The organism is Sphingomonas turrisvirgatae (assembly GCF_001721295.1).
Lineage (GTDB): Bacteria > Pseudomonadota > Alphaproteobacteria > Sphingomonadales > Sphingomonadaceae > Sphingomonas > Sphingomonas turrisvirgatae.
The window spans coordinates 25,726-49,084 of sequence record NZ_MDDS01000020.1; the positions used below are offsets into that span (position 1 = coordinate 25,726).

Genomic DNA, 23,359 nt, shown 5'->3' on the forward strand with positions numbered 1-23,359 from the left:
CCAGTCACTTCGCGGCCGTTTTGGGGGCAGCGGCCGCCGGGGCTGCGGGCACGACTTCGACAGGCAGGCCAAGGCTGTCAAGCTGGGGCCGAACCTTACCGGCATCGCCGACGACGACCCAGACGAAACGGTTGGGGTCGATCGCCGCGCGTGCCGCAGCGTCAACCTGTGCCGGCGTGAGGGCGCGATATTTTTTCGCAAGCTCGTCCTGCCACTCGTCCGGACGGCGCATGAAGTCGTTCGACTGCATGGCGCCCAGCACCGCGCCGGCCGTTTCGTACTGGCCCGACATCTTGCGAATCGCACTCGTCACCGAACGGTCGAACTCGGCCTTCGTCACGCCCCTGGTGGACAGATAGTCGCGAACCTCCTTTTGCAGCTCCAGGATCGCAGGCCCGGTCTTGTCAGCCTGAACCGGTGCCGAAATCGTGTACGGCACGGCATGTTCCAGGCGGCTCAGGCTGTTGCGCACGCCATAGGACCAGCTCTTGTCCTCACGCAGGTTCATGTTGATGCGCGAGAGGAAGTCCCCGCCCAGCACCTCGCTCGCGGTGGCGAGCGGAAGGGGGGCGCCGAATGGATCGACCGGCGTCATCTGCGCGGCATAGATGATCGACTGCGGCGAATCCGGGCGATCGATCAGCACGATGCGCGGGGTGGCCTGTTGCGGGCGCGCCGCAAAGGTCTTGGTTCCGGCCGGCCCCTCGCCCTTCCAGTCGCCAAAGCGTGCATCGAACGCTGCCTTGATCTCGGCGAGCGGGCGATCCGAAACGACGAAGATCTTCGCCTTTTCCGGGCGGATCCACGCCTTGTAATAGTTCATTAGATCATCGCGAGTCAGCCGGCGTACCGCCGCCTCACCGCCACCGATCGCGGCCAGCTTCGCATAGGGCGAATCCTTGCCATACAGCAGCGGCGGCATCGCCATCTGCGCCAGACCATTGGGGTTCGACTTGACCTGCGCGATCTGCGCGAGCGTCTGGTTGCGCACGCGCTCAAGCTCGGCCGGCGGAAAGGCCGGATTGCGCGTAATATCCGCCATCAGCTCCAGCGAGCCGGCAAGGTTCGGGCTTGGCGTCTGCATCGAGACATAAGCGCGATCCGGGCTGCTGCCCGCACCGATGCCCGCGCCCAGCCGCTCCTGCGCCTCGGCGATCGCGATGGAGTTGCGGGTCTTCGTCCCCTCCTCCATCAGCGACAGCGTCATGTTCTCGGTGCCGAGGGCGGTCGGCACATCCGATGCGACGCCCGCATCGAAGCTGATGACCGCCTGCGTAACCGGCACTGCATCGCGCTGGGCATAGATCAGCTCGATACCGTTGGAGAGCTTCGTGCGGGTAACCGTCGGGAAGTCGATGTCCTTGACCTCCGCCACCGGCGGCAGCGGCCCGCGCGTACCCTTCACCGCCGTTTCCGGCGCCTTGGCCACCGGCTTGGCGGCCGCCGTCGCCGCCGCTTCGGCATAGGCGGCGCGCTGGCCTGGCTCGATCGTCAGCGAATAAACCGGGCGCGACAGCCATTTGGCGGTGACCGCGCGCGCCTGCTCCGGCGTCACGGCGGCGAGCCGCGCGAGGTCCTTCTTATACGCACCGGGATCGTTCATGTAGAGCGCGCCCGAAGCGAGCGTCACGGCCTTGCCGCCGAACCCGCCAACCGATTCCAGTCCGCGAATGCGCGAAGCTGCGGTGCGCGTCTTGTAGCGCTCCAGCTCGTCCTTGGTCGGGCCGTTCTTCATATAGTCGGCGACGATCTCGTCGAGCCGCTTGCCGACCAGCGCCGGATCAACGCCCGGCCGCACATCGGCTGACAGCGCCACCACACCCACCTGCGAATAGCTCTGGTTGAACGCGCCGACGCTGACTGCCAGCTTCTCCTTGCGCACCAGCGCATTGTCGAGCCGTGAGCTGGACAGGCCGCCCAGCACGCCCATCGATGCATCGAGCACGGTCGAGTCCGCATCGCGCATGCCCGGCACCGCCCACATGCGATAGATGCGCGTGACCGCGACCCGGTCCTTCATCACCTCGACCTTCGGCGCTGCGAGCGTCGGCACGACCACCTTGGGCTCCGCCGTTTTGGGGCCGGCCTTGATCGCACCGAAATATTTCTCGACCAACGGACGCGCAGTCGCGGCGTCGATGTCGCCCGCCAGCACCAGCACGGCGTTGTTCGGACCGTAATATTGGCGGAACCAGTTCTTGACGTCCTCAAGGCTGGCGGCATCCAGATCGGCCATCGAGCCGATCGTCGAGTGATGATAAGGATGCCCTTCCGGGAACAGCCCCTCCATCATGCGATAGCGCAGCAGACCATAGGGCTGATTGTCGCCCTGACGCTTTTCGTTCTGAACGACGCCGCGCTGCTCGTCGAGCTTCGCCTGCGTCACCGCGCCGAGCAGGTAGCCCATGCGGTCGCTTTCCAGGAACAGCGCGCGTTCCAGCGCGGCGCGCGGCACGGTCTGGAAATAGTTGGTGCGGTCGGCGCTGGTGGTGCCGTTATAGTCGGTGGCGCCGACTTCCTTGAGCGGCTCGAAGAACTCGCCCGGCGAATTCTCGCTGCCGTTGAACATCAGATGCTCGAACAGATGCGCAAAGCCGGTCTTGCCCTTGGGCTCGTGCTTCGATCCGACGTCATACCAGACGGCGACGCCGACGATCGGCGCTTTGCGATCGGTATGGACAACGACGCGCAAGCCATTGGCAAGGCGGAACTCTTCATAGGGAATGTCGACTCGCTTGACGAGTTCGGCGACCGGCACCGGCGCAGGTGCCTGCTGTGCATTGGCAGGGGCGGCGAGCACGACCGCGACCGCGGTCAGGCTGGCGAGATGCGATTTCATGAGGGGAGCGGTTCCGGAACTGATTACGACCGCGACAACATAGGCGGGACAGTTTCATGTGCAACGGACTTGTCACGCATCCTCACCGCGTTACGCTCCCCGATTGATAGGGGAATCAACGCATGCGACTGATGATCGCCGCGGGGCTGCTGCTCGCGGCCGCGGCACCGACCTTGGCACAGGATGCCGAGCCACGTTTCTCGCCTGATCGCGTGCGCGCTGACGTCCAGTTCCTGGCCGACGACCTGCTTGAAGGACGCGACGCGGGTACGCGCGGCTATGACATTGCGGCATTGTATGTCGCGTCACGGTTCGAAGCGCTTGGTCTCAGGCCGGGCGGGACCAGCGGGTGGTATCAGCCGATCGATTTCGCCCGCGCCCGGTTCAAGGACGGCGCGCCCGCCACATTGACCATCGGCGGCAAGCGCTTTGCCAATGGCGGAGACGTCATGATGACGGCAAATGCTCGCTATCCCGATCAGCTGGTGTCGGGCGGCGCGGTCTTTGTGGGGTATGGCCTCGATGCGCCAGACAAGGGCTTCGACGATTATTCGGGGCTGGACGTGCGCGGCAAGTTCGTCGTGATGCTGGAAGGCCTGCCCGAAGGGCGCGCGACGGGTGAGATCGCGGCTCATCTTGCGCAACAGAAGGCGTCCATGGCGCAGCGGCGCGGCGCGATCGGCACGATCACCATACCCACGCGACGCAGCCTGGCGGCAACACCCTGGTCGCGGACGGTGCGCTACGCCGCATCGACGCGGCTGGTCTGGGTCGATACGGACGGTCGTCCATGGTCATCGACGCCGGGTATCCAGATCGGCGGCTATGCCAACGGGCCGGCGGCCGAAGCGCTCTTCACGGGATCGCGCGGCTCGCTCAAGCGCGTGCTCGACCAGGCGGCGGTCAAAGGTGCGATGCCGCAAGGCTTCCCGCTCGCCGCGCCGATCCGGGCCGAGCGGCACAGCGTGGTCGAGCGGATGCTCAGTTCCAATGTCGTTGGCATGATCCCCGGCAGCGATCCGGCGCTGGCGAAGGAAGTCGTGATGATCACCGCGCATCTCGACCATGACGGCGTCAATCCCAAGCTGGATGGCGATCGGATCTTCAATGGCGCGATGGACAACGCCGCCGGCATCGCGACCATGCTGGAGGTTGCGCGCGCGTTCGCGATCACGGGGCAGGCGCCCCGGCGCACCGTGATGTTCGCGGCTGTGACGGCGGAAGAGGATGGGCTGCTCGGCTCGCAATATCTGGCCAAGCATCCGCTCGCCCCGGCGGGCGGCAGGGTGGTCGGCGTCGTCAACCTCGACATGCCGGTGCTGACCTATGATTTCACCGACGTAATCGCGTTCGGTGCCGAACATTCAACGCTGGGGCCGATCGCCGAGCGCGCGCTGACCAGCGCGGGGATCAAGGTATCGCCCGACCCGATGCCCGAACAGGGCATCTTCACCCGATCGGATCATTACAGCTTCGTGGTGGAGGGCGTGCCGTCGATCATGCTGGCGACAGGCTTCGCCGGCGAGGGCCGCGACAAGTTCACTACCTTCCTGGCCAAGACCTATCACCGGCCGAACGACGACCTCAGCCAAGCCTTCAACTGGCAGGCGGGCGCCAAGTTCGCGCGCGTTAACTACCTGATCGCACGGGCTGTGGCGAACGCGACCGAAGCGCCGCGATGGAATCCTGGCAATTTCTTCGGTGAGACGTTCGGCAGGAAGACAGCACCGGCGGTTCCCTCAACGCGAGAACGTAAATCACGTCGTAAATAGTCGTTACGGCCCTTGTGTTGCTGAAATACCACACCATCTTTCCGGCAAGACTGGACAGGGGCTGACATGAACCTCGAGAAATTTACCGATCGCGCCAAGGGCTTCCTGCAATCGGCGCAAACCGTGGCGATCCGCATGAACCATCAGCGGATCTCGCCCGAGCATCTGCTGAAGGCACTGCTGGAGGACGAGCAAGGCATGGCCGCCGGGCTTATCCAGGCGGCCGGCGGCGACGCCCGTGCGGCGGTCCGCGAAGTCGATGCGGCGCTCGCGCGCATTCCGGCCGTGACCGGCGGCGGCGCGCAGCAGGCGCCGGGCCTGGACAATGACAGCGTGCGCCTGCTCGATTCCGCTGAACAGATCGCGCAAAAGGCCGGCGATAGCTTCGTTTCCGTCCAGCGTATGTTGCAGGCGCTCCTGCTGGCAAGCACCACTGCCGCCGGCCGTGCGCTGGCGACTGCGGGCGTGAAGCCCGATGCACTCAACACCGCGATCAACCAGCTGACCGGCGGGCGCAGCGCGGATACGGCGGGCGCCGAGGATCGCTATGACGCATTGAAGAAGTTCGCACGCGACCTGACTGAGGCGGCAAAAGCCGGTAAGCTCGATCCGGTGATCGGCCGCGACGAGGAAATCCGTCGCACGATCCAGATCCTGGCGCGGCGCACCAAGAACAATCCCGTGCTGATCGGTGATCCCGGCGTTGGCAAGACCGCGATCGCCGAAGGCCTGGCGCTGCGCATCGCCAATGGCGACGTGCCCGATACGCTGAAGGACCGCACGCTCATGTCGCTCGACATGGGCAGCCTGATCGCCGGCGCGAAATATCGCGGCGAGTTCGAGGAGCGGCTGAAAGGCGTGCTGGACGAGGTGAAAGCCGCGGAAGGCCATATCATCCTCTTCATCGACGAGATGCACACGCTGATCGGAGCGGGCAAGTCGGAAGGCGCGATGGACGCGGGGAATCTGCTGAAGCCCGCCTTGGCGCGCGGCGAGCTGCATTGCATCGGCGCGACGACGCTCGACGAATATCGCAAGCATGTCGAAAAGGACCCCGCGCTGCAGCGGCGGTTCCAGCCGGTGTTCGTCGGCGAGCCGACGGTCGAGGATACCATCTCGATCCTGCGCGGGCTGAAGGAGAAATATGAGCTGCACCATGGCGTGCGGATCACGGACGGCGCGTTGGTCTCGGCGGCGACGCTGTCCAACCGCTACATCTCCGACCGCTTCCTGCCCGACAAGGCGATCGACCTGATGGACGAGGCAGCGAGCCGGATCCGTATGGAGGTGGAAAGCAAGCCCGAGGAAATCGAAAATCTCGACCGCCGCATCATGCAGCTGCAGATCGAGCGCGAGGCGCTGCGCAAGGAAAGCGATCAGGCGTCGAAAGATCGCCTCGCGAACCTGGAGGCCGAACTTGCCAACCTGCAGCAGCAGTCGAGCGAATTGACGCAGCGTTGGCAGGCCGAAAAGGACAAGATTGCGGGCGAAGCGAAGATCAAGGAACAGCTTGACGCCGCGCGGCTTGAGCTCGAGCAGGCGCAGCGCGCCGGCGATCTCGCGAAGATGGCCGAGCTGAACTACGGCACGATCCCCTCGCTCACCAAGCAGTTGGAGGAGGCGCAGGCCGCAGCCGGCCCGGCGATGCTGCGCGAGGAAGTCACCGCCGACGACATCGCCGCCGTGGTCAGCCGCTGGACGGGCATTCCGGTGGACCGGATGCTGGAGGGCGAGCGCGAGAAGCTGCTCGCGATGGAAGAAAAGCTTGGCGAGCGCGTCATCGGTCAGGCGGCGGCGGTGAAGGCCGTCGCGACCGCCGTGCGGCGCTCGCGCGCCGGGCTGCAGGACCCCAACCGCCCGCTCGGCTCGTTCCTGTTTCTTGGCCCCACGGGTGTCGGCAAGACCGAGCTGACGAAAGCGCTCGCCGGCTTCCTGTTCGACGATGACGCCGCGATGGTTCGCATCGACATGAGCGAATTCATGGAGAAGCATTCGGTCGCACGGCTGATCGGCGCGCCCCCGGGCTATGTCGGCTATGAGGAAGGCGGCGTGCTGACCGAAGCGGTGCGGCGGCGGCCCTATCAGGTCGTGCTGTTCGACGAGGTCGAGAAGGCGCATGGCGACGTGTTCAACATCCTGCTTCAGGTGCTGGACGATGGCCGCCTGACCGATGGTCAGGGCCGCACGGTCGATTTCACCAACACGATCATCGTGCTGACGTCGAACCTGGGCAGCCAGTTCCTGACGCAACTGGACGAAGGGCAGGACGTCGCCACCGTCGAGCCGCAGGTGATGGAGATCGTCCGCGCGCATTTCCGGCCGGAATTCCTCAACCGGCTGGACGAGATCGTGCTGTTCCACCGCCTGGGGCGCAGCGAGATGGCGCCGATCGTGGATATTCAGGTCGCGCGCTTGGGCAAGCTGCTCAAGGATCGCAAGATCACGCTCGACCTGACGCCGGAGGCGCGCGCGTGGCTCGGCCGCGTCGGCTACGACCCGGTCTATGGCGCACGGCCGCTGAAGCGTGCGGTGCAGCGTTACCTGCAGGACCCACTCGCCGACGCGATCCTGCGCGGCGACGTCAAGGATGGTTCCACGGTCAAGGTCGGCGAGGGCGACGGCGCGCTGACGTTAAGCCCCGCTTGACGCGTTCTGCCCGCACCCATCCCAACGCCTAACAGCGGCGAGCCCCTTCCCTCTCCCGTCGGGAGAGGGAGGGAGGCGCGTAGCGCCGGAAGGGTGAGGGCAGAACCTTAGTCGGTCTCGATCCGCGCCACGCCCAGCCGCGGAATTTCGATCGCCGGGCAACGGTCCATTACGACCTTCAGCCCCGCCGCCTCGGCGCGCGCGGCGGCTTCGTCGTTGATGACGCCTAGTTGCATCCACACTGCCTTCGCGCCGACCGCGATTGCCTCATCCACCGCTTCGCCGGCAGCTTGGGGCCGGCGAAAGATGTCTACGATGTCGATCGGCTCACCGATCTGCGCCAGTTCGCGGAACACGAACTCGCCATGAACATGCTCGCCGGTGATCTGCGGATTGACCGGAATTACGCGGTAGCCATGGCCCTGCAACATTCGCATGACGCCATAGCTCGGCCGGTCGGGGCGGTCGGATGCGCCGACCATCGCAATGGTGCGCGCGCTTTCCAGCAGCGCCTTGATCTCGTCTCCGCTGGTGAGCGGCATGTCAGCCTCCGTTCGAGTCGAGCCAATCCTTCCCCTGGCCCGCCAGCGAAATGAACGCTGCGCCTTCCGCCCCGTTCCCCGCCGCCGGCGGCGTGCCCGCATCCGATGCGGTTCGAATCGCGATGTCGAGCGGGATACGACCCAGGAACGGGATGCCGAGCTTGCCCGCCGCCGCCTCTGCCCCGCCCTGCCCGAACGGATCCGACACCTCGCCGCAATGCGGGCAGGCATAGCCCGACATATTCTCGACGATGCCGATGATCGGCACGCCTGCTTTCTGGAACAGGTCGATCGCGCGGGCCGCGTCGATCAGCGCCAAGTCCTGCGGCGTCGAAACGATCACCGCGCCGGCCGGGCGATGCTTCTGGATCATGGTCAGCTGCACGTCGCCCGTGCCTGGCGGCAAATCCAGGATCAACGTGTCGGCCGCGCCCCAATTGGCATCGACCAACTGCCCCAGCGCACCCGCCGCCATTGGGCCACGCCACGCGATCGCCTGCCCCTCGGCGACCAGGCCGCCCATGGACAGCAACGGCACGCCGTGCGGCGTCGCGAGCGGCACCAGCTTGCTGTCATGCGCCTCCGGCTTGCGGCCTTCGATGCCCATGATCTTGGGCTGTGAAGGCCCGTAGATATCAGCGTCGACCAGCCCCACGCGCCGGCCCGTGCGCGCCAGCGCAATCGCCAGGTTGGCCGAGACGGTGGACTTGCCCACTCCACCCTTTCCACTCGCAACCGCGATTAGCTTGCGCTCGATCCGCTGTGCCGTGCGGGCGATGCGAATCTCGTCGATCCCTGGCAGCGATGCGGCGCGAATATCCGCTTCCAGCGCGTCCTGCGCAGCGGGCGGCAGGCCGGTGACATCCAGGATGATGCTGGCCCGCCGCCCGTCGACCCGGGCGGTGGCACGCCCCGCGGCGAGCGGGGCAAGAAGGGCTTCGATCGCAGCTTTGTCGGTCATGAGCGGGCACATAGGCCGGCTTTTACGCCACGCCACTGTAAATCCCGCGCGCGGCCCCTATAAAGACGGATATGGCAAGAATGAGTGGCTGGATTTCGCGCGTCCCCGGTTTGGGCAACGTGCTGTCGAACGAGAATAAGGGACCCCAAAGCCCCTGGGGCGGTGGCGGTGCCGGCGGCGATGGTGACGGGGACAAACCCGGCAACGGCGGCCCGCGCAATCCCTGGTCCTTTCCCCCCGAGGGTCGCCGTGGCGGCAAGAGCGGCGTGACCAGCCTGGACGATTTCCTGAAGCGCGCGCGCAAGGGGTCGGGCGGCGGAGGCGGAGGCTTCGGCGGCGGACTGCCGACGGGCATGCCGGGCAAGCCGGTGATCGTCGCCGGCGTGGCCGTGCTGATCCTGCTCTGGATCGCCTTCACCAGCTTCCATGTCATCGCGCCGGAGCAGCGCGGTGTGGTCGCCTTCTTCGGCAAATATTCCGGCACGATGGAACCGGGCGTCCGATTTACCCTGCCCGCGCCGATCGCCAGCGTGAAGAAGATCGACGTGCAGGCGATCCGGACCGAGGATTTCCCGGCCACGGCGGGTGAGAATCTGATGCTGACTCAGGATCAGAATATCGTCGACCTCGCCTATTCGGTGCGCTGGGACATTCAGAATCCGGAGGATTTCGCCTTTCAGATCGCCAACCCCGAACAGACGGTGCGCGCGACGGCCGAGAGCGCGATGCGCGCCGCGGTCGCCGGCGTGAACCTAAACGACGCGATCGGCCCCGGCCGCACCGTGATCGAGGCGCGCGTGCAGCAATCCACTCAGGCGATCCTGGACGAATATAATTCCGGCATCCGCATCCAGAGCGTCGCGATCCGCAATGCGTCGGCACCGGGCGCGGTGGACGAGGCGTTCAAGCAGGTGACCGCCGCGCAGCAGGAATCGGAAGGCGCGCGCAATCAGGCCCGCGCCTATGCCCAGCAGATCATCGCATTGGCGCAGGGTGAAGCCGCGCAGTTCGACAAGATCTATGAACAGTACAGGCTGGCGCCGGACGTGACTCGCCGCCGCCTCTACTATGAAACGATGGAGGCCGTGCTGGCCAAGTCAAACAAGACGATCGTGGAGACGCCCGGCGTCACCTCCTACCTCCCCCTGCCGGTCGCGCGCGGCAATCCGCAGAGCGCCCAGCCTCAGACTCAGGCCCAGCAAGCGACCAATCAGGGAGGCGGGCAATGAACGGCGTCATGACTCGTCCGATGTGGTTCGGCGCCGCTGCGCTGGTTATCTTGTTCCTGCTGCTCAACACGGTCTCGATCGTGCCGGAGACCAAGCAGGCGGTGATCCTGCAGCTGGAACAGCCGGTGCGCACGATCAACCAGTGGCAGCGCGGCGAACAATTCGGCCGCACCACCGGCGCGGGCCTGATCGCCAAGGTGCCGTTCCTTCAGCGCATTGTCTGGGTCGACAAGCGCGTGCTGGACATTGAGCTTGAGAACCAGCCGGTGCTCTCGACCGATCAGCTGCGGCTTGAAGTCGATGCCTTCGCCCGGTTCCGTGTCATCGATCCGCTGCGCATGGTGGTGACCGCCGGTACCGAGCAGCGCGTCGCCGATCAGTTGAAGCCACTGTTCGGGTCGGCCCTGCGCGCCGAGCTCGGCAAGCGCCCCTTCGCCTCGCTGCTCAGCCCCGAGCGGACGGCGGTGATGGACAATATCCAGAACGGCCTGCAGCGCTATGCCAGCCAATATGGCGTTCAGATCGTCGACGTGCGCATCAAGCATGCCGACCTGCCCGACGGCAGCCCGCTTGAATCCGCGCTGCAACGGATGCGCACCGCGCGCCAGCAGGAAGCGACTACGATCCGGGCCAACGGACAGAAGGATGCTCAGATCATCCGCGCCGAGGCGGACGCCCGCGCGGCGCAGATTTATGCGCAAAGCTTCAATAAGGACCCGCAGTTCTACGATTTCTGGCGGGCGATGCAGTCGTATCGGACGACGTTCATCGGCGATCCCAACCAGAAGCAGGGCGATACCTCGATCATCCTTTCGCCGGACAATGACTATCTGCGGGAATTCAGGGGGAAGAGCAGATAAGCACGGCGGATCGACTGGCCTTGCGCTTCGTTCATATTCAATCGCCGTTCAGGTAACTTAGGCGAGCAATACACCATCACTTGACCCCTCCTTGCGGCAAAGGTTTCATGAACAAAGGAAAAACCCCCGTGCGTTACGCCTATGCGATCACTTCCGCGCTGCTGGTCGGCGGCGCGAGCGCGGCGCTGGTGCTTCAGAACCCCGCCGGCGCACAGACCGCGCAAAACGAACCGGGCGCCATCGCTGCCACGGTGCCGCGCACCGGAGCGCCGATGAGCTTTGCCGACATGGTCGCAAAGCTTCAGCCCGCTGTCGTCAACATCTCGACGACGCAGCGTGTTCAGGTGCAGAGTAACCCGTTCGCGGGCACGCCGTTCGGCGATCTGTTCGGTGGCCAGCAGGGCGGTGGCCGCCCGGTAACGCGCCAGGCTGAATCGCTCGGCTCGGGCTTTATCATTTCGGCGGACGGCTATGTCGTCACCAACAACCATGTGATCAGCGCAGGCCAGCGCGGCGCGGTGGTCGAATCGATCAAGGTGACGCTGGCCGACCGCCGCGAATATACCGCCAAGCTGATCGGGCGTGACGTCGCGACCGACCTTGCGGTGCTGAAGATCGAGGGCGCAAACCTGCCGTTCGTGCGGCTGGGCGATTCAGATCGCTCGCGCGTCGGCGACTGGGTCGTGGCGATCGGCAACCCGTTCGGGCTTGGCGGATCGGTGACGGCGGGCATCATCTCGGCGCTGCATCGTGCGACTGGACAGGGCGGCCCGCTCGACCGCTTCATCCAGACCGATGCCTCGATCAACCGGGGCAACTCGGGCGGCCCGCTGTTCGACCTGAACGGCAACGTCATCGGCATCAACTCGCAGATTCTCTCGCCCACTGGCGGCAATGTCGGCATCGGCCTCGCCATCCCATCGACCGAGGCGCGGCCGATCATCGACCGGCTGATGAAGGGTCAGCCGATCCAGCGCGGCTATCTGGGGGTCGGCATCCAGCCGCTGACCGAGGACCTGGCACGTTCGTTCGGCGTGCCCAAGGGGCGCGGCGAGTTGATCTCGCGTGTCGAACCGGGCGAGGCGGCGGCCAGGGCCGGGATCAAGCAGGGCGACATCATCGTGCGGATCGGCGGCAAGGACGTGACGCCGGATCAGACGCTGTCCTATCTCGCCGCCAACCTCGCGCCGGGCGCACGTGTGCCGGTGGAGCTGATCCGCGACGGCAAGCCGGTGACGGTTCAGCTGACCATGGGCACTCGTCCGCCTGAAGATCAGATCGCCGGCTTCGACCCGGACGCTGACGAAGGTGCCCCGGGCGGCAACCAGGGTGCGCAGAGCGTATCGGCCGGCCTCAGCGTCGCCGCGCTGACGCCGCAGATTGCGCGCACGGTCGGCGTCGATCCCGCAACGCAGGGCGTGGTCGTGGTGGGCGTCGATCCCTCCAGTGACGCCGCGGCCAAGCAGATCGCGCGCGGCTTCGTCATCACCTCGGTCAATCGCCAGCCGGTAACGTCGCCGGCAGCGTTCAACGCGGCGATCGCGGCCGCCAAGCGCTCGGGATCGAACCAGGTCGTGCTGTACGTCCTCCGTCGCGGCGGCGTTGGCGGCTATATCGCGGTCGATATCGGTAGCTGATTTTCCGCTGACATAGGTTGGTTACCCGCTATGCTGCGGCCCTGTAGTTCAGGAGCGTGGCATGGCGGGTGACGGCGAACTCTTCATCGGTGCGGGCGCGGGCGGCGCGCAACCGCAGGCGCTGGTCCTCAGGCGCGCCAACCGCCACGGACTGATCGCGGGCGCGACCGGCACTGGCAAGACGGTGACGTTGCAGGGCCTTGCCGAAAGCTTCAGCCGCGCCGGCGTGCCGGTGTTCGCGGCTGATGTTAAGGGCGACCTGTCCGGCCTCGGCATGCCTGGCTCACCCACCGCAAAAACGCACGAGATCTTCGCCGCGCGGGCGGCCGAAATCGGCGACACCGACTGGAAATATGCCGCTGCGCCGGTGCAGTTCTGGGACCTGTTCGGCGAACAGGGTCACCCGATCCGCACCACGGTGAGCGAGATGGGTCCGCTGCTGCTCGCGCGCCTGCTCGGCCTCAACGACGTGCAGGAAGGCGTGTTGGCGATCGCGTTCCAGGTCGCCGACGATGACGGGCTGCTGCTGCTCGACCTTGACGATTTGCAGGCGATGCTCGCGCATTGCAGCGAGCGCGCGGACGAACTGACCGCACGCTATGGCAACGTCGCCAAGACGAGCGTCGGCGCAATCCAGCGCCAGCTGCTCCAGTTGCGCGCGCAGGGCGGCACGCATTTCTTCGGCGAACCCGCGCTCGACATTCACGACTTCATCAAGACGGACGAGAATGGCGCGGGCATCGTGAACGTGCTCGCCGCCGACAAGCTGATGGCCTCGCCCCAGCTTTACGCCACCTTCCTGCTCTGGCTGCTGTCGGAGCTGTTCGAGACGCTTCCCGAAGTCGGCGACCCCGACAAGCCGAAGCTCGTCTTCTTCTTCGACGAGGCGCATCTGCTGTTCGACGAAGCGCCCAAGGCGCTGCTCGACAAGGTGGAGCAGGTCGTGCGCTTGATCCGGTCGAAGGGCGTCGGCGTCTATTTCGTGACCCAGAACCCGATCGACATTCCCGAGGATATTGCCGGCCAGCTTGGCAACCGCGTCCAGCACGCGCTTCGCGCCTTCACTCCGCGCGAGCAGAAGGCGATCAAATCCGCCGCAGAGACCTTCCGCGCCAACCCCGGCGTGGATGTCGCAACGGCAATCACGCAGTTGAAGGTCGGTGAGGCGCTGGTCTCGCTGCTTCAGGCGGACGGTGCCCCCTCCCCGGTCGAACGCACGCTCATCAAACCGCCCATGTCGCGAACCGGTCCGGTCACCGCCGAAGAGCGCAAGGTGCTGATTCAAACCGATGCCGTCGGCAGCAAATATGACGAGCTGGTCGATCGTGAATCGGCCGAAGAGTTGCTGAGCGCCAAGGCGAGCGAGGCGGCCGCTGCCGCAGCCGAAGCCAAGGCGGCAAGCGAGGCGGAAAAGACCGCGGCGGCCCAGGCGAAGGAGAACGCACGGCTGGCCAAGGAGGCCGAACGTCAGCGGCTAGCAGCCCAGCGGGAGGCCGATCGCCAGGCACGGCTCGAGGCACAGGCGCAGCGGCAGGCCGAGCGCGAGGCCGCGAAAAACCCCTGGAACCGCGCGATCAAGTCAGCGACTCAGTCGGCATCCTCCGCCGCCGGGCGCGCCGTCGCCGGCGAGGTATCGAAAGCGATCTTTGGCAAGAAGAGCAGCGCCGGCGCTGGCATCGTCGGCGGCATCGTTCGCGGCATCCTGGGCGGGCTGTTCAAGGGCTAGGCGCCCGCCCCATCGAACTTCGCCTACATCACTCCCAGCAGCGACTTGATCGACACGAACGCGAACGCGACCGAGCTGTCCGCCACCCCATAGGGAATGAACAGCTTGTCGCCGTGCCGCAGCGCGCCGCACGAATAAACGACGTTGGGTACATAGCCTTCGCGATCCTGATCCGCTGCCGCCAGGATCGGCTGCGACGTCCGGCCGATCACTTTGGACGGATCGTTCTTGTCCAGCAGCGCCGCGCCGATCGAATATTTGCGCATCGCGCCGACGCCATGGGTCAGCATCAGCCAGCCTTCGTCCAGTTCGATCGGCGGACCGCAATTGCCCATCTGCACCAGCTCCCACGGGTATTTCGGCGTGATCAGCTTCACGCCCTCGTCCCAATGGGTCAGGCTGTCGGATTCGATCAGGAAGATGTTCTCGCCGTCTTGTCGGCCGATCATCATATACTTGCCGTTCACCTTGCGCGGGAACAGGCCCATGCCCTTGTTGCGCGCCGCGCTGCCGGTCATCGGCACCAGGTCGAACTCGCGCCAGTCGCGCGTGCGCAGCATTTCCGACTGGATCACCGATCCGTTATAGGCCGTATAGGTGCCGAGCCATTCCGCACTCCCATCGTCATGGGTGAAGTGCGTCAGCCGCATGTCCTCCAGCCCGTTCGACTGGGCCTTGGTGATCGGGAACAACAGCGTGCCGGACAGGGTGGAGTCGCGGTGGCGATAGACGGTCACCGCGCCTTCCGGCATCTCCAGCTCGTCGCCGATCGCATCGGCGGCGGTGCAGAAGGGCGGCTCGGGCGCGAGCACCAGATCGTTGGTGTCGGTGATGATGCCTTCGCGAAACGCGACGGACGAGATGTGCCCCTCCCCCACCGCGCGCAGGCTCATCAGGATGCGCATGCTGCCCTTGGGCATCCCCGATTGGTCATGGTGCGGCACGGCGCTGGGATTCATGAGCGCCGCGGCGGCATAGCTGTATTCGTGGCAGAAATAGGCGCCGATCAGCTGCCGCTTCTCGTCCCCGATCTGGCTGCCATCGAGGCCCATCTGCGCCTCGATCTCGTCATAGCGCGTCATGAAAACGCGCCGCGTCTGCCAGTGGCGCGCCTCGAAATCCTTGAGCACGATCGCCAGCTGAGCGCGCGTCTCGGCGGGCGAAAGTTCCAGCACGGCCTTCACCAGCCGCTCGGTGCGACTGGGCATCCCGTTCACCGCCTGCCAGGCAATATGGAACGGACGCACCACGACGCGCGACGGATCGGCATGCAGCCGCATCGGGTGGTTGAACAGGTCGAGCATTCGGCCCCCAGGCAGGTGTGAAAGGGCCGTCGCGGCGCGTGAAGCTATGCGACGGCTTGTTTCGGTCCTGCCACGATTTGCGCGCGCTTTGAAAGAGCCGAAATTGCGCAATTCGCCAGTTGCAGCGCCAGGATCGACTCCGCCCCCTGGTTGCGGTTGAGCCCGGCCGGGGTCAGGCCGTCGAAACAGCCGCCATCCTGCGCGCTGGCAAGCGGCAGGCTCAGATCGTTCTGGCCGAGATACCAGCGATAGGCACGCTCGGCCTCCAGCGCCCAGCGCTCGTCCGCCGTCACGTCATAAGCGGCGACGCACGCATCGACCGTGGCCTGCGCCTCCAGCGGCTGCTGGTCGAACTGCATCGGCGCGGCATATTCGCGGCCGAAGCTTTCGGAACCGACCGCGCGGAACTTGCCCTCGGGCGAGGTCTGCTGCGCCACGATCCAGTCCAGAGTCTTGAGTCCGCACTCGATGAAATCCCGGCGGCCCAGCGCACGACCGGCGCGAAGCAGCGCTTCGGGCAAACGGGCATTGTCGTACGCCAGCACGATCTCGAACCATTCCCACTCGGGACGGCGAGCCTCTTCGAGCAGGCTCAGCAACTCGTCGCCGAACCGCTCCAGGATCTGCAGCGAGACGGCATGGCCAGGATGCGCCTCGAGCATCGCTGCGGCTCCCAGCATGGCAAAGCCCATTGCGCGCGGCGACCCGAATTCGAAGCTGATCGCGGCCGTTTCATCGAACAGCACGCGCGCCCAGTCGCGATATTTGCGTTCGCGCGCCTCCGACGCGGTGACGCCCAGCGCCCACAGCGCGCGCCCGTTCGAATCTTCGGACCCGACATCCTCGCACCAGCTGCGGTCGAAGCGCATGAAGTTGCGGAAACGGCGCTCGTCCGGGTTCCAGGCGAACTGCACGAACGCAGCGTAGATGCTGGTCCACTTGTCGCGTTCATCGTCGCTTAGCGGATCGATGCGGTGCATCAGGATCAGCGCGCGAGCGTTGTCGTCGATGCAATAGCCGTGGCGACGGTCCGGCACGGCATAGATCGAATGCTGGAGCATGCCGGTCGCGTCGCTCATCCGCTCGACCGCGCGGAAATCGGGCTGCAGTGGCTCGAGCGCCTGCGGACGATCGGGTGCGATACTGCGCGGCCGCGCGCCGCGGATCGCGCCGAACTGCGCCATCGCCGCTTCGGCCGTGCGCTCCCACAACATGGTACGGCCGCGTGCATAGGCTTTGGCGGCAAGCTGGCCGCGCCGCTCATCGCTGTTCAACAGACCGTTGATGTGGCGCGCAAACGCGTCGCTGTCGCCGAAATCGACCAGCACGCCATGGCCATCCGCCAGGATCTCGGTTGCGTGAACATAGGGTGTCGAGATGACCGGCTTGCCCATCGCGACGGCATAGGACAGCGTGCCCGACGTGATCTGCGCCGCACCGGGATAGGGCGTGGCATAGATGTCCGCCGCCTGCAGGTAATCCAGCAGTTCGTCCTGCTCAACGAACCCGTCGATGAACTGGACATTGTCCGCAACGCCAAGCTCGGCGGTCAGCGCCTGAAGCCGCTCGCGATAAGCTTCGCCCTCATGCGCGACCAGGTTGGGATGCGACGCGCCGAGTACGACGTACAGCGCATTCGGGTGCCGCTCGACCACCGCCGGCATCGCGCGGATGACCGTCTCGATCCCCTTGCTGGGCGCGAGCAGGCCAAAGGTCAGAACGACGTCGCGTCCCTGCCAGCCAAAGCGCGGCTTGAAGGCCTCGGTTTGCGCCAAAGCCCGGTCGGGCACGCCGTGCGGGATCATCACGACCTTGCGGTCGTCGACGCCGTGTACGCGGCGCAGGATCTGCCGCCCCTTCTGCGCCATCACGATCACGCGCGACGCGCGGCGCAGCAGCGCCTCCATCACGCGGCGCTCGTCGGCGCTGGGATTTTCCAGGATGGTATGAAGCGTCGCGATGACCGGCAGCGTCGTGCGGTCGAGCAGCGCGATCAGGTGTTCGCCAGCCGCGCCGCCATAGATGCCATATTCGTGCTGAACCCAGATCGCCTGCGCGCCCGATGCCTCGATGGTGCGGGCCGCGTCGAGATAGGCGGCACGTTCGTGCTGCGGGATGGTGCCGGTGACTTCGGCCGGATAGTCGTAGCTGCCCGGGCGGTCGTCCATGGCGTAGACGTCGACCTGCGTGTCCGGAAAGCGCGCCTTGAACGCGTTGAACGTGTGGGTGGTGAATGTCGCGAGGCCGCATTTGCGCGGCAGGAAATTGCCGATCAGCGCCAGGTGTTCGATTTGAGCAGGCAGCGCCGCGCCACGTGTCATTCCCAACTCCTTCGCAAAAGCAACATGTATCAGCTGATAGCAGCGTCGGAACGCCGCCTACGCACCTCCAAACGACAGTAAATCAATATGGTTGCATCGATGCTGCACTGCAACATCGAACTTTTGCGCCAAAGCGAAATTAATCTGCCGTTCAGCCGCGCCCGCGATAGCCGGGCACGTCCTGCGCAGGGATCCAGACGCCCGCCGGCGGTTCGCCCGATTGCCAGAACACATCGATCGGAATGCCCCCGCGCGGATACCAGTAACCGCCGATCCGCAGCCATTTCGGGCGCATTTCGTCGAACAGGCGCTGGCCGATGCCGACCGTGCAATCTTCATGGAACGCGCCATGGTTGCGAAAGCTGCCGAGGAACAGCTTCAGCGACTTGGACTCCACGATCGTCTCGCCCGGCACATAATCGATGACCAGATGCGCGAAGTCGGGCGCGCCAGTGATCGGGCAGAGCGAGGTGAATTCCGGCGCGGCAAAGCGGACCAGATAGTCGGTTCCGGCCCGCGGATTGGGAACATAGTCGAGGCTCGCCGCTTCCGGCGATGTCGGCAGCGCGCTTTGCTGGCCAAGGTGCATGGGTGTCATCGCCGCGATGTAGGGGAGCTTGCCCGAATTTGAAACCGCCAGCCCCCACGCTGATCCCGCTGCTCGGCGACCAGCTGTCGCCGGCCATTTCGTCGATGCGCGACGCCGATCCAGACGAAACGATCATCCTGATGATGGAGGTGGACGAAGAAGCGACCTACGTCCGCCATCACCGCAAGAAGATCGCCTTCCTCTTTTCCGCCATGCGCCATCATGCCGTCGCGCTTTGCCAGGCCGGCTGGCGCGTCGATTATGTCCGGCTGGACGATCCCGAAAACAGCGGCAGCTTCACTGGCGAGGTAGCGCGCGCGATCGAGCGGCACGCACCTGCCCGGATCGTCGCGACCGAACCGGGCGAGTGGCGCGTCCGCCACGCGATGGAGCTGTGGCGCGACAAGTTCGACGTGCCGGTCGAGCTGCGTGAAGACGATCGTTTCCTCGCCAGCCATGCCGAATTCGACGCCTGGGCCGACGAGCGCAAGCAGCTGCGCATGGAGTTCTTCTATCGCGAAATGCGGCGCAAGAGCACGCTGCTGCTGGACGAGACGGGCAGGCCCGAGGGTGGGCAATGGAATTTCGACAAGCAGAACCGCAAGCCCGCGCAGCACGACTTGCTGATGCCGCGCCCCCTGTCGTTCGCGCCCGACCAGATCACGAGCGAGGTGATCGCGCTGGTCGCGGATCGCTTCGCCGATCACCCGGGAACGGTCGACGGCTTCGACTTCGCCGTGACGGCGACGGATGCCGATCGGCAGCAGCGGCATTTCCTCAAGCACGCGCTCCCCGGCTTCGGCGACTATCAGGACGCGATGCTCACGGACGAGCCGTTCCTGTGGCACTCGATCCTCTCGCCCTACATCAATTGCGGGCTGCTCGATCCTCTCGAGCTATGCCGGCTGGCCGAAGCCGAATATCGCGCCGGCCGAGCGCCGTTGAACGCGGTCGAGGGCTTCATCCGCCAGATCATCGGGTGGCGCGAGTTCGTGCGCGGCATCTATTGGCGCGAGGGGCCGGACTATACCTCCCGCAACTTCCTGGACGCGACGCGCCCCCTGCCCGGCTTCTACTGGACGGGCCAGACCGACATGCACTGCCTGGCCCAGGCGATCGGCGAGACGCTTGCCAACGCCTATGCGCACCACATTCAGCGGCTGATGGTCACCGGCAATTTCGCGCTGCTGATCGGTGCTGACCCAGCAGAAGTCCAGCGCTGGTATCTTGAAGTCTATGCCGACGCCTATGAATGGGTCGAGGCGCCCAATACCCTCGGCATGAGCCAGTTCGGCGACGGCGGGCTGTTGGGGTCCAAGCCCTATGCCTCGTCCGGGGCCTATATCGACCGCATGTCCGATTATTGCGGGCATTGCCGCTACGACGTGAAGCAGCGCGTCGGGCCGGATGCCTGCCCGTTCAATTCGCTCTACTGGGACTTTCTGGCGCGAAACCAGCGCAAGCTCGGCTCCAACCAGCGCCTCGCCATGGCCTATCGCAACTGGGACCGGATGGACGAACCCGTGCAACGATCGTTGCGCGGACAGGCAAAAGCGTTCCTCGACGCGCTCGAACGCGACCGTTACGAATAGCGCCATGGACTCGCTCGTTTCGACGCAATGGCTCGCCGACCAGCTCGGCTCGCCCGGCCTCCGCATTCTGGATGCTACCTGGTTCCTGCCCGACGCCGGGCGCGACGCTCGCGCGGAGTTCGAGGACGGGCATATCCCCGGCGCGATGTTCTTCGATATCGACTTGATGTCGGACAAGACCAGCACGCTGCCGACGATGCTGCCCCCCGCCGTGCAGTTCGCTGCGCAACTTGGCGCGCTCGGCATGAACGATGGCGACCGCATCGTGCTGTACGACAACGCCGCGCATCACACCGCCGCCCGCGCATGGTGGATGCTACGCAGCATCGGCGTTGACGCCGCGCTGCTTGACGGCGGGTTGGCCAAGTGGACGGCGGAAGGTCGCCAGGTCGAGCGGGGAACACAACCAGTCGAGCCGGGCCAGGTCACGCCGCGCTTCAATCCCGCCCTTGTGCGGTCGCTCGATCAGGTTCGCGCGAACCTCATCAGTCATGCCGAACAGCTGGTCGACGCCCGCTCACCCGCGCGCTTCACCGGCCAGGAGCCGGAAACGCGCCCCGGCCTGGCCAGCGGACACATCCCCGGCAGCGCCAACGTGCCTTACTCAAGCTTCTTCAACCCCGACGGCACGTGGAAGCACACCGCCTCACTTCGCCTCGTGCTGGAGGATGAGGGGGTCGAGATCGAGCGTCCGGTGATCGCGACCTGCGGCTCTGGAATCAGTGCGGCTGTGGTCGTTTTCGCGCTCCATCTGCTCGGCCACCCCGCTGCGCTGTACGACGGCAGCTGGACCGAATGGGGCGCGGACCCCACGACGCCCAAGGCAACCGGCGCGGCATGAGCGAATCGAACGAGGACAAGGGCGACGGTACCCGCGTTGTCGGCGCCGGCCGGCGACCGGAATGGACTCAGGGCATCGTCAACCCGCCGGTGTGGCGCGCATCGACGATCCTCTATGACAGCGTCGCCGACCTTCGCGCCAATGCGCGGCCCGATACGCACCACAAGCTGTTCTATGGTCGGCGCGGCACCCCGACGCAGTGGAGCCTCGCCGATGCGCTCACCCAGCTGGAACCGGGTGCAGAGGCGACCTTTCTCTATCCGTCGGGCGTTGCCGCGGTGTCGGCGGCGCTGCTGTCGGTGCTTTCGCCCGGCGACGAACTGCTGCTGGCCGACAGCGTCTACGATCCGACGCGCAGCTTCGCGACCGGCTTCCTCAAGCGCTTCGGCGTCGCAACCCGCTTCTACGATCCGATGATCGGCGGCGGCATCGCCGACCTGATCGGCGAACGGACCCGCGCAATCTTCATGGAGACACCCGGCAGCCTGACGTTCGAGGTGCAGGACGTGCCAGCCATCGTCGCGGCGGCGAAGGCGCGCGGCGTGACCACGTTGCTCGACAATACCTGGGCGACGCCGCTGCTGTTTCCCGCCATCGAAAAGGGGATCGACCTCTCGATCCTGGCCTGCACCAAATATGTCGTCGGCCATAGCGACGTGATGCTTGGGTCGGTTACCGCCGCCCAGTCCCATTGGGCCAGGCTGCGCGATACCAGCTATGCGCTCGGCCAGACCGCCAGCCCCGACGACGCCTGGCTCGGCTCGCGCGGGCTGCGTACCATGGCGCTGCGGCTTCGGCAGCATGGCGAGGCGGCACTGGAAATCGCCCGCTGGCTGCAGACCCGGCCCGAAATCGCGCGCGTGATCCACCCCGCTTTGCCCGATTGCCCCGGCCACGCGCTGTTCCTGCGCGACTTCAAGGGGCCGGCCGGCCTGTTCAGCTTCGTTCTTGCCGGCGGTGGCGAAACCGAACGCGCCACGCTGATCGACAACCTCCAGCTGTTCGGCATCGGCTACAGCTGGGGCGGGTTCGAGAGCCTGGCGATACCGATCGACCCGGACCGCATCCGCACCGTCATGCCCTGGCGCGCCGAAGGCCCCGCGATACGCCTGCAGATCGGGCTTGAGGATCCGGCCGATCTGATCGCCGACCTGGCACAGGCGCTCGACCGCGTTCGGGGCGCATCATGATCTCGCCGACGCTGGCGGCATGGCTGGCGCAATATGGCGTGGACCTGCCCTCGCGCGCCCATGCGATCGAGGGCGCTATCGCCGGCGCGCTCGCCATTGCGATGCTCGCGGTGGGCTGGGTCGCCGGCCGCTATGCCGGAACCACGCTCGCTTCGCTCTGGGAACGGCTGGCTGGCAGCCATGCCGAGGGCTTGGCGTATCGCATGCACAACATCGTGCGGCACGGGGTCGCGGCATTGCTGCTGGCAATTCTGGTCAATGCCTGGCCCTGGCATGGCCTTGCTGCCCTGCTGCTCGGCATCGCACTTGGCGCGGCAACCGCAATGTTCGTGCTGACGGTGCTGCGCGGGCTGCACCTGCCCCGCTGGATGGGGTGGCTGGCGGCAGGGGTGGTCTTCGTCGCGATTCTGAGCGACGGCATCGGCGGGTTCAATGTCATCACCGACACGCTCGACCGGATCGGCATGGACGTCGGGCGGCGGCGCATCTCGCTGCTGGCGATCGTCACCGTGCTGGTCACGGCGACGGCGCTTTATGCCGCCGCGCGGCTCGCCAATCGCGTCATCGGCCATTCGGTCCAGCAGGCGAAGGGCTTCGATCCCACGCAAAAGCTGCTGGTCCAAAAGCTCGCGAGCATCGCGGTCGTCATCGTCGTCTTCTTCTTCGGGATCGACCTGCTCGGCATCGACCTGACCAGCTTTGCCGTCTTCTCCGGCGCGCTTGGCCTGGCCGTCGGCTTCGGCCTGCAAAAGACCGTCGGCAACCTGATCGCGGGCATCATCCTGCTGATGGACCGCTCGATCAAACCGGGCGACGTGATCGTGGTCGGCGACAGCTTCGGCTGGGTGAACAAGATCGGCGTGCGCGCCGTCAGCGTCATCACGCGCGACGGCAAGGAGCATCTGATCCCCAACGAAAATCTGATGACTCAGGAGGTTGAGAACTGGTCGTTCTCCGACCGGAACGTGCGCGTGCGCATCCCGGTCGGCGTGGGTTATGAAACCGACTTGAAGCTTGCCCAGGAACTGATGCTGAAAGCTGCCGTGGAAAGCCCGCGCGTGCTCGCCAGTCCCAAGCCCAATGTCTGGCTGACGAGCTTCGGCGACTATGCGGTGGAGCACGAGATTCTCGCCTGGATCAGCGATCCCGAAGGCGGCGTCGGCAATGTGAAGAGCGACGTGCTCAACCGGCTGTGGCTATTGTTCAAGGAGAACGGCATCGCCATTCCCGTGCCGCGACGCGAGATCATGGTGAAGAGCTGGCCCGATGCGCCGCAGCCGGTTCAAAACACCACCGGCGCGCCTACATAG

The 23,359-nt window shown here is 65.8% G+C and carries 16 protein-coding genes; 10 read left to right on the forward strand and 6 right to left on the reverse strand.

All coding sequences use genetic code 11. From position 1 onward, the window contains the following. Positions 1-4 precede the first annotated feature (4 nt). Entirely contained in the window at positions 5-2,839 is a 2,835-nt protein-coding gene (locus tag BFL28_RS08855) for a M16 family metallopeptidase (RefSeq protein ID WP_069320222.1), read from the reverse strand. A gap of 122 nt (positions 2,840-2,961) precedes the next feature. Here BFL28_RS08855 and BFL28_RS08860 point away from each other — a divergent pair, with 122 nt between their 5' ends. Both BFL28_RS08860 and clpB read left to right on the forward strand, forming a co-directional pair. After that, complete coding sequence (locus tag BFL28_RS08860) at positions 2,962-4,611, forward strand: M28 family metallopeptidase (protein ID WP_069320223.1); 1,650 nt, start codon at positions 2,962-2,964, stop codon at positions 4,609-4,611. 66 nt (positions 4,612-4,677) lie between these two features. Next, the gene (gene clpB, locus BFL28_RS08865) at positions 4,678-7,257 is read left to right on the forward strand and encodes an ATP-dependent chaperone ClpB (RefSeq protein ID WP_069320224.1); all 2,580 of its coding nucleotides are present in this window, start codon (positions 4,678-4,680) and stop codon (positions 7,255-7,257) included. Positions 7,258-7,364: 107 nt separating this feature from the next. Here clpB and BFL28_RS08870 read toward each other — a convergent pair whose 3' ends face one another. Then, the gene (locus BFL28_RS08870; protein ID WP_069320225.1) at positions 7,365-7,799 is read right to left on the reverse strand and encodes a CoA-binding protein; all 435 of its coding nucleotides are present in this window, start codon (positions 7,797-7,799) and stop codon (positions 7,365-7,367) included. A gap of 1 nt (position 7,800) precedes the next feature. Then, positions 7,801-8,760, reverse strand: coding sequence for an Mrp/NBP35 family ATP-binding protein (locus tag BFL28_RS08875; protein ID WP_069320243.1), 960 nt, complete (start codon positions 8,758-8,760; stop codon positions 7,801-7,803). 71 nt (positions 8,761-8,831) lie between these two features. Here BFL28_RS08875 and hflK point away from each other — a divergent pair, with 71 nt between their 5' ends. The 4 genes from hflK (at position 8,832) to BFL28_RS08895 (ending at position 14,212) form a co-directional block, all read left to right on the forward strand. Beyond that, positions 8,832-9,989, forward strand: coding sequence for a protease modulator HflK (gene hflK, locus BFL28_RS08880; RefSeq protein WP_069320226.1), 1,158 nt, complete (start codon positions 8,832-8,834; stop codon positions 9,987-9,989). Continuing rightward, entirely contained in the window at positions 9,986-10,849 is an 864-nt protein-coding gene (gene hflC / locus BFL28_RS08885) for a protease modulator HflC (RefSeq protein WP_069320227.1), read from the forward strand. The genes hflK and hflC overlap by 4 nt, the downstream gene beginning before the upstream one ends. A gap of 107 nt (positions 10,850-10,956) precedes the next feature. Continuing rightward, positions 10,957-12,486, forward strand: coding sequence for a Do family serine endopeptidase (locus BFL28_RS08890; RefSeq protein WP_241527276.1), 1,530 nt, complete (start codon positions 10,957-10,959; stop codon positions 12,484-12,486). 61 nt (positions 12,487-12,547) lie between these two features. After that, positions 12,548-14,212, forward strand: a complete 1,665-nt coding sequence (locus tag BFL28_RS08895; RefSeq protein WP_069320228.1) for a helicase HerA-like domain-containing protein — start codon at positions 12,548-12,550, stop codon at positions 14,210-14,212. Between the two features lie 23 nt (positions 14,213-14,235). On the opposite strand, the gene BFL28_RS08900 is transcribed toward BFL28_RS08895, so the two are convergent. The 3 genes from BFL28_RS08900 to queF all read right to left on the reverse strand — a co-directional run bounded on the left by BFL28_RS08900 (position 14,236) and on the right by queF (position 18,435). Beyond that, positions 14,236-15,516, reverse strand: coding sequence for a glycoside hydrolase family 130 protein (locus tag BFL28_RS08900; RefSeq protein WP_069320229.1), 1,281 nt, complete (start codon positions 15,514-15,516; stop codon positions 14,236-14,238). Positions 15,517-15,560: 44 nt separating this feature from the next. Beyond that, positions 15,561-17,837 carry a glycosyltransferase family 4 protein gene (locus BFL28_RS08905; protein ID WP_069320230.1) on the reverse strand — a complete coding sequence of 759 codons (2,277 nt, stop codon included), beginning with the start codon at positions 17,835-17,837 and terminating at the stop codon, positions 15,561-15,563. A gap of 151 nt (positions 17,838-17,988) precedes the next feature. Next, positions 17,989-18,435 (reverse strand): preQ(1) synthase, encoded by a 447-nt coding sequence (gene queF / locus BFL28_RS08910; protein WP_069320231.1) that lies wholly within the window; start codon positions 18,433-18,435, stop codon positions 17,989-17,991. A 29-nt stretch (positions 18,436-18,464) separates the two neighbouring features. On the opposite strand from queF, the gene BFL28_RS08915 reads away from it, so the two are divergent. Genes BFL28_RS08915 through BFL28_RS08930 form a run of 4 tightly spaced genes read left to right on the forward strand, consistent with a single transcriptional unit; the run spans position 18,465 to position 23,359 of the window. After that, complete coding sequence (locus BFL28_RS08915) at positions 18,465-20,018, forward strand: cryptochrome/photolyase family protein (RefSeq protein ID WP_069320232.1); 1,554 nt, start codon at positions 18,465-18,467, stop codon at positions 20,016-20,018. A gap of 4 nt (positions 20,019-20,022) precedes the next feature. Further along, positions 20,023-20,859 (forward strand): 3-mercaptopyruvate sulfurtransferase, encoded by an 837-nt coding sequence (gene sseA / locus BFL28_RS08920; RefSeq protein ID WP_069320233.1) that lies wholly within the window; start codon positions 20,023-20,025, stop codon positions 20,857-20,859. Beyond that, positions 20,856-22,049: a cystathionine beta-lyase gene (gene metC / locus BFL28_RS08925; RefSeq protein ID WP_069320245.1), complete on the forward strand. Its 1,194-nt coding sequence runs from the start codon at positions 20,856-20,858 to the stop codon at positions 22,047-22,049. Before sseA ends, metC begins: the two co-directional genes overlap by 4 nt. Then, positions 22,046-23,359 (forward strand): mechanosensitive ion channel family protein, encoded by a 1,314-nt coding sequence (locus BFL28_RS08930; protein ID WP_069320234.1) that lies wholly within the window; start codon positions 22,046-22,048, stop codon positions 23,357-23,359. The genes metC and BFL28_RS08930 overlap by 4 nt, the downstream gene beginning before the upstream one ends.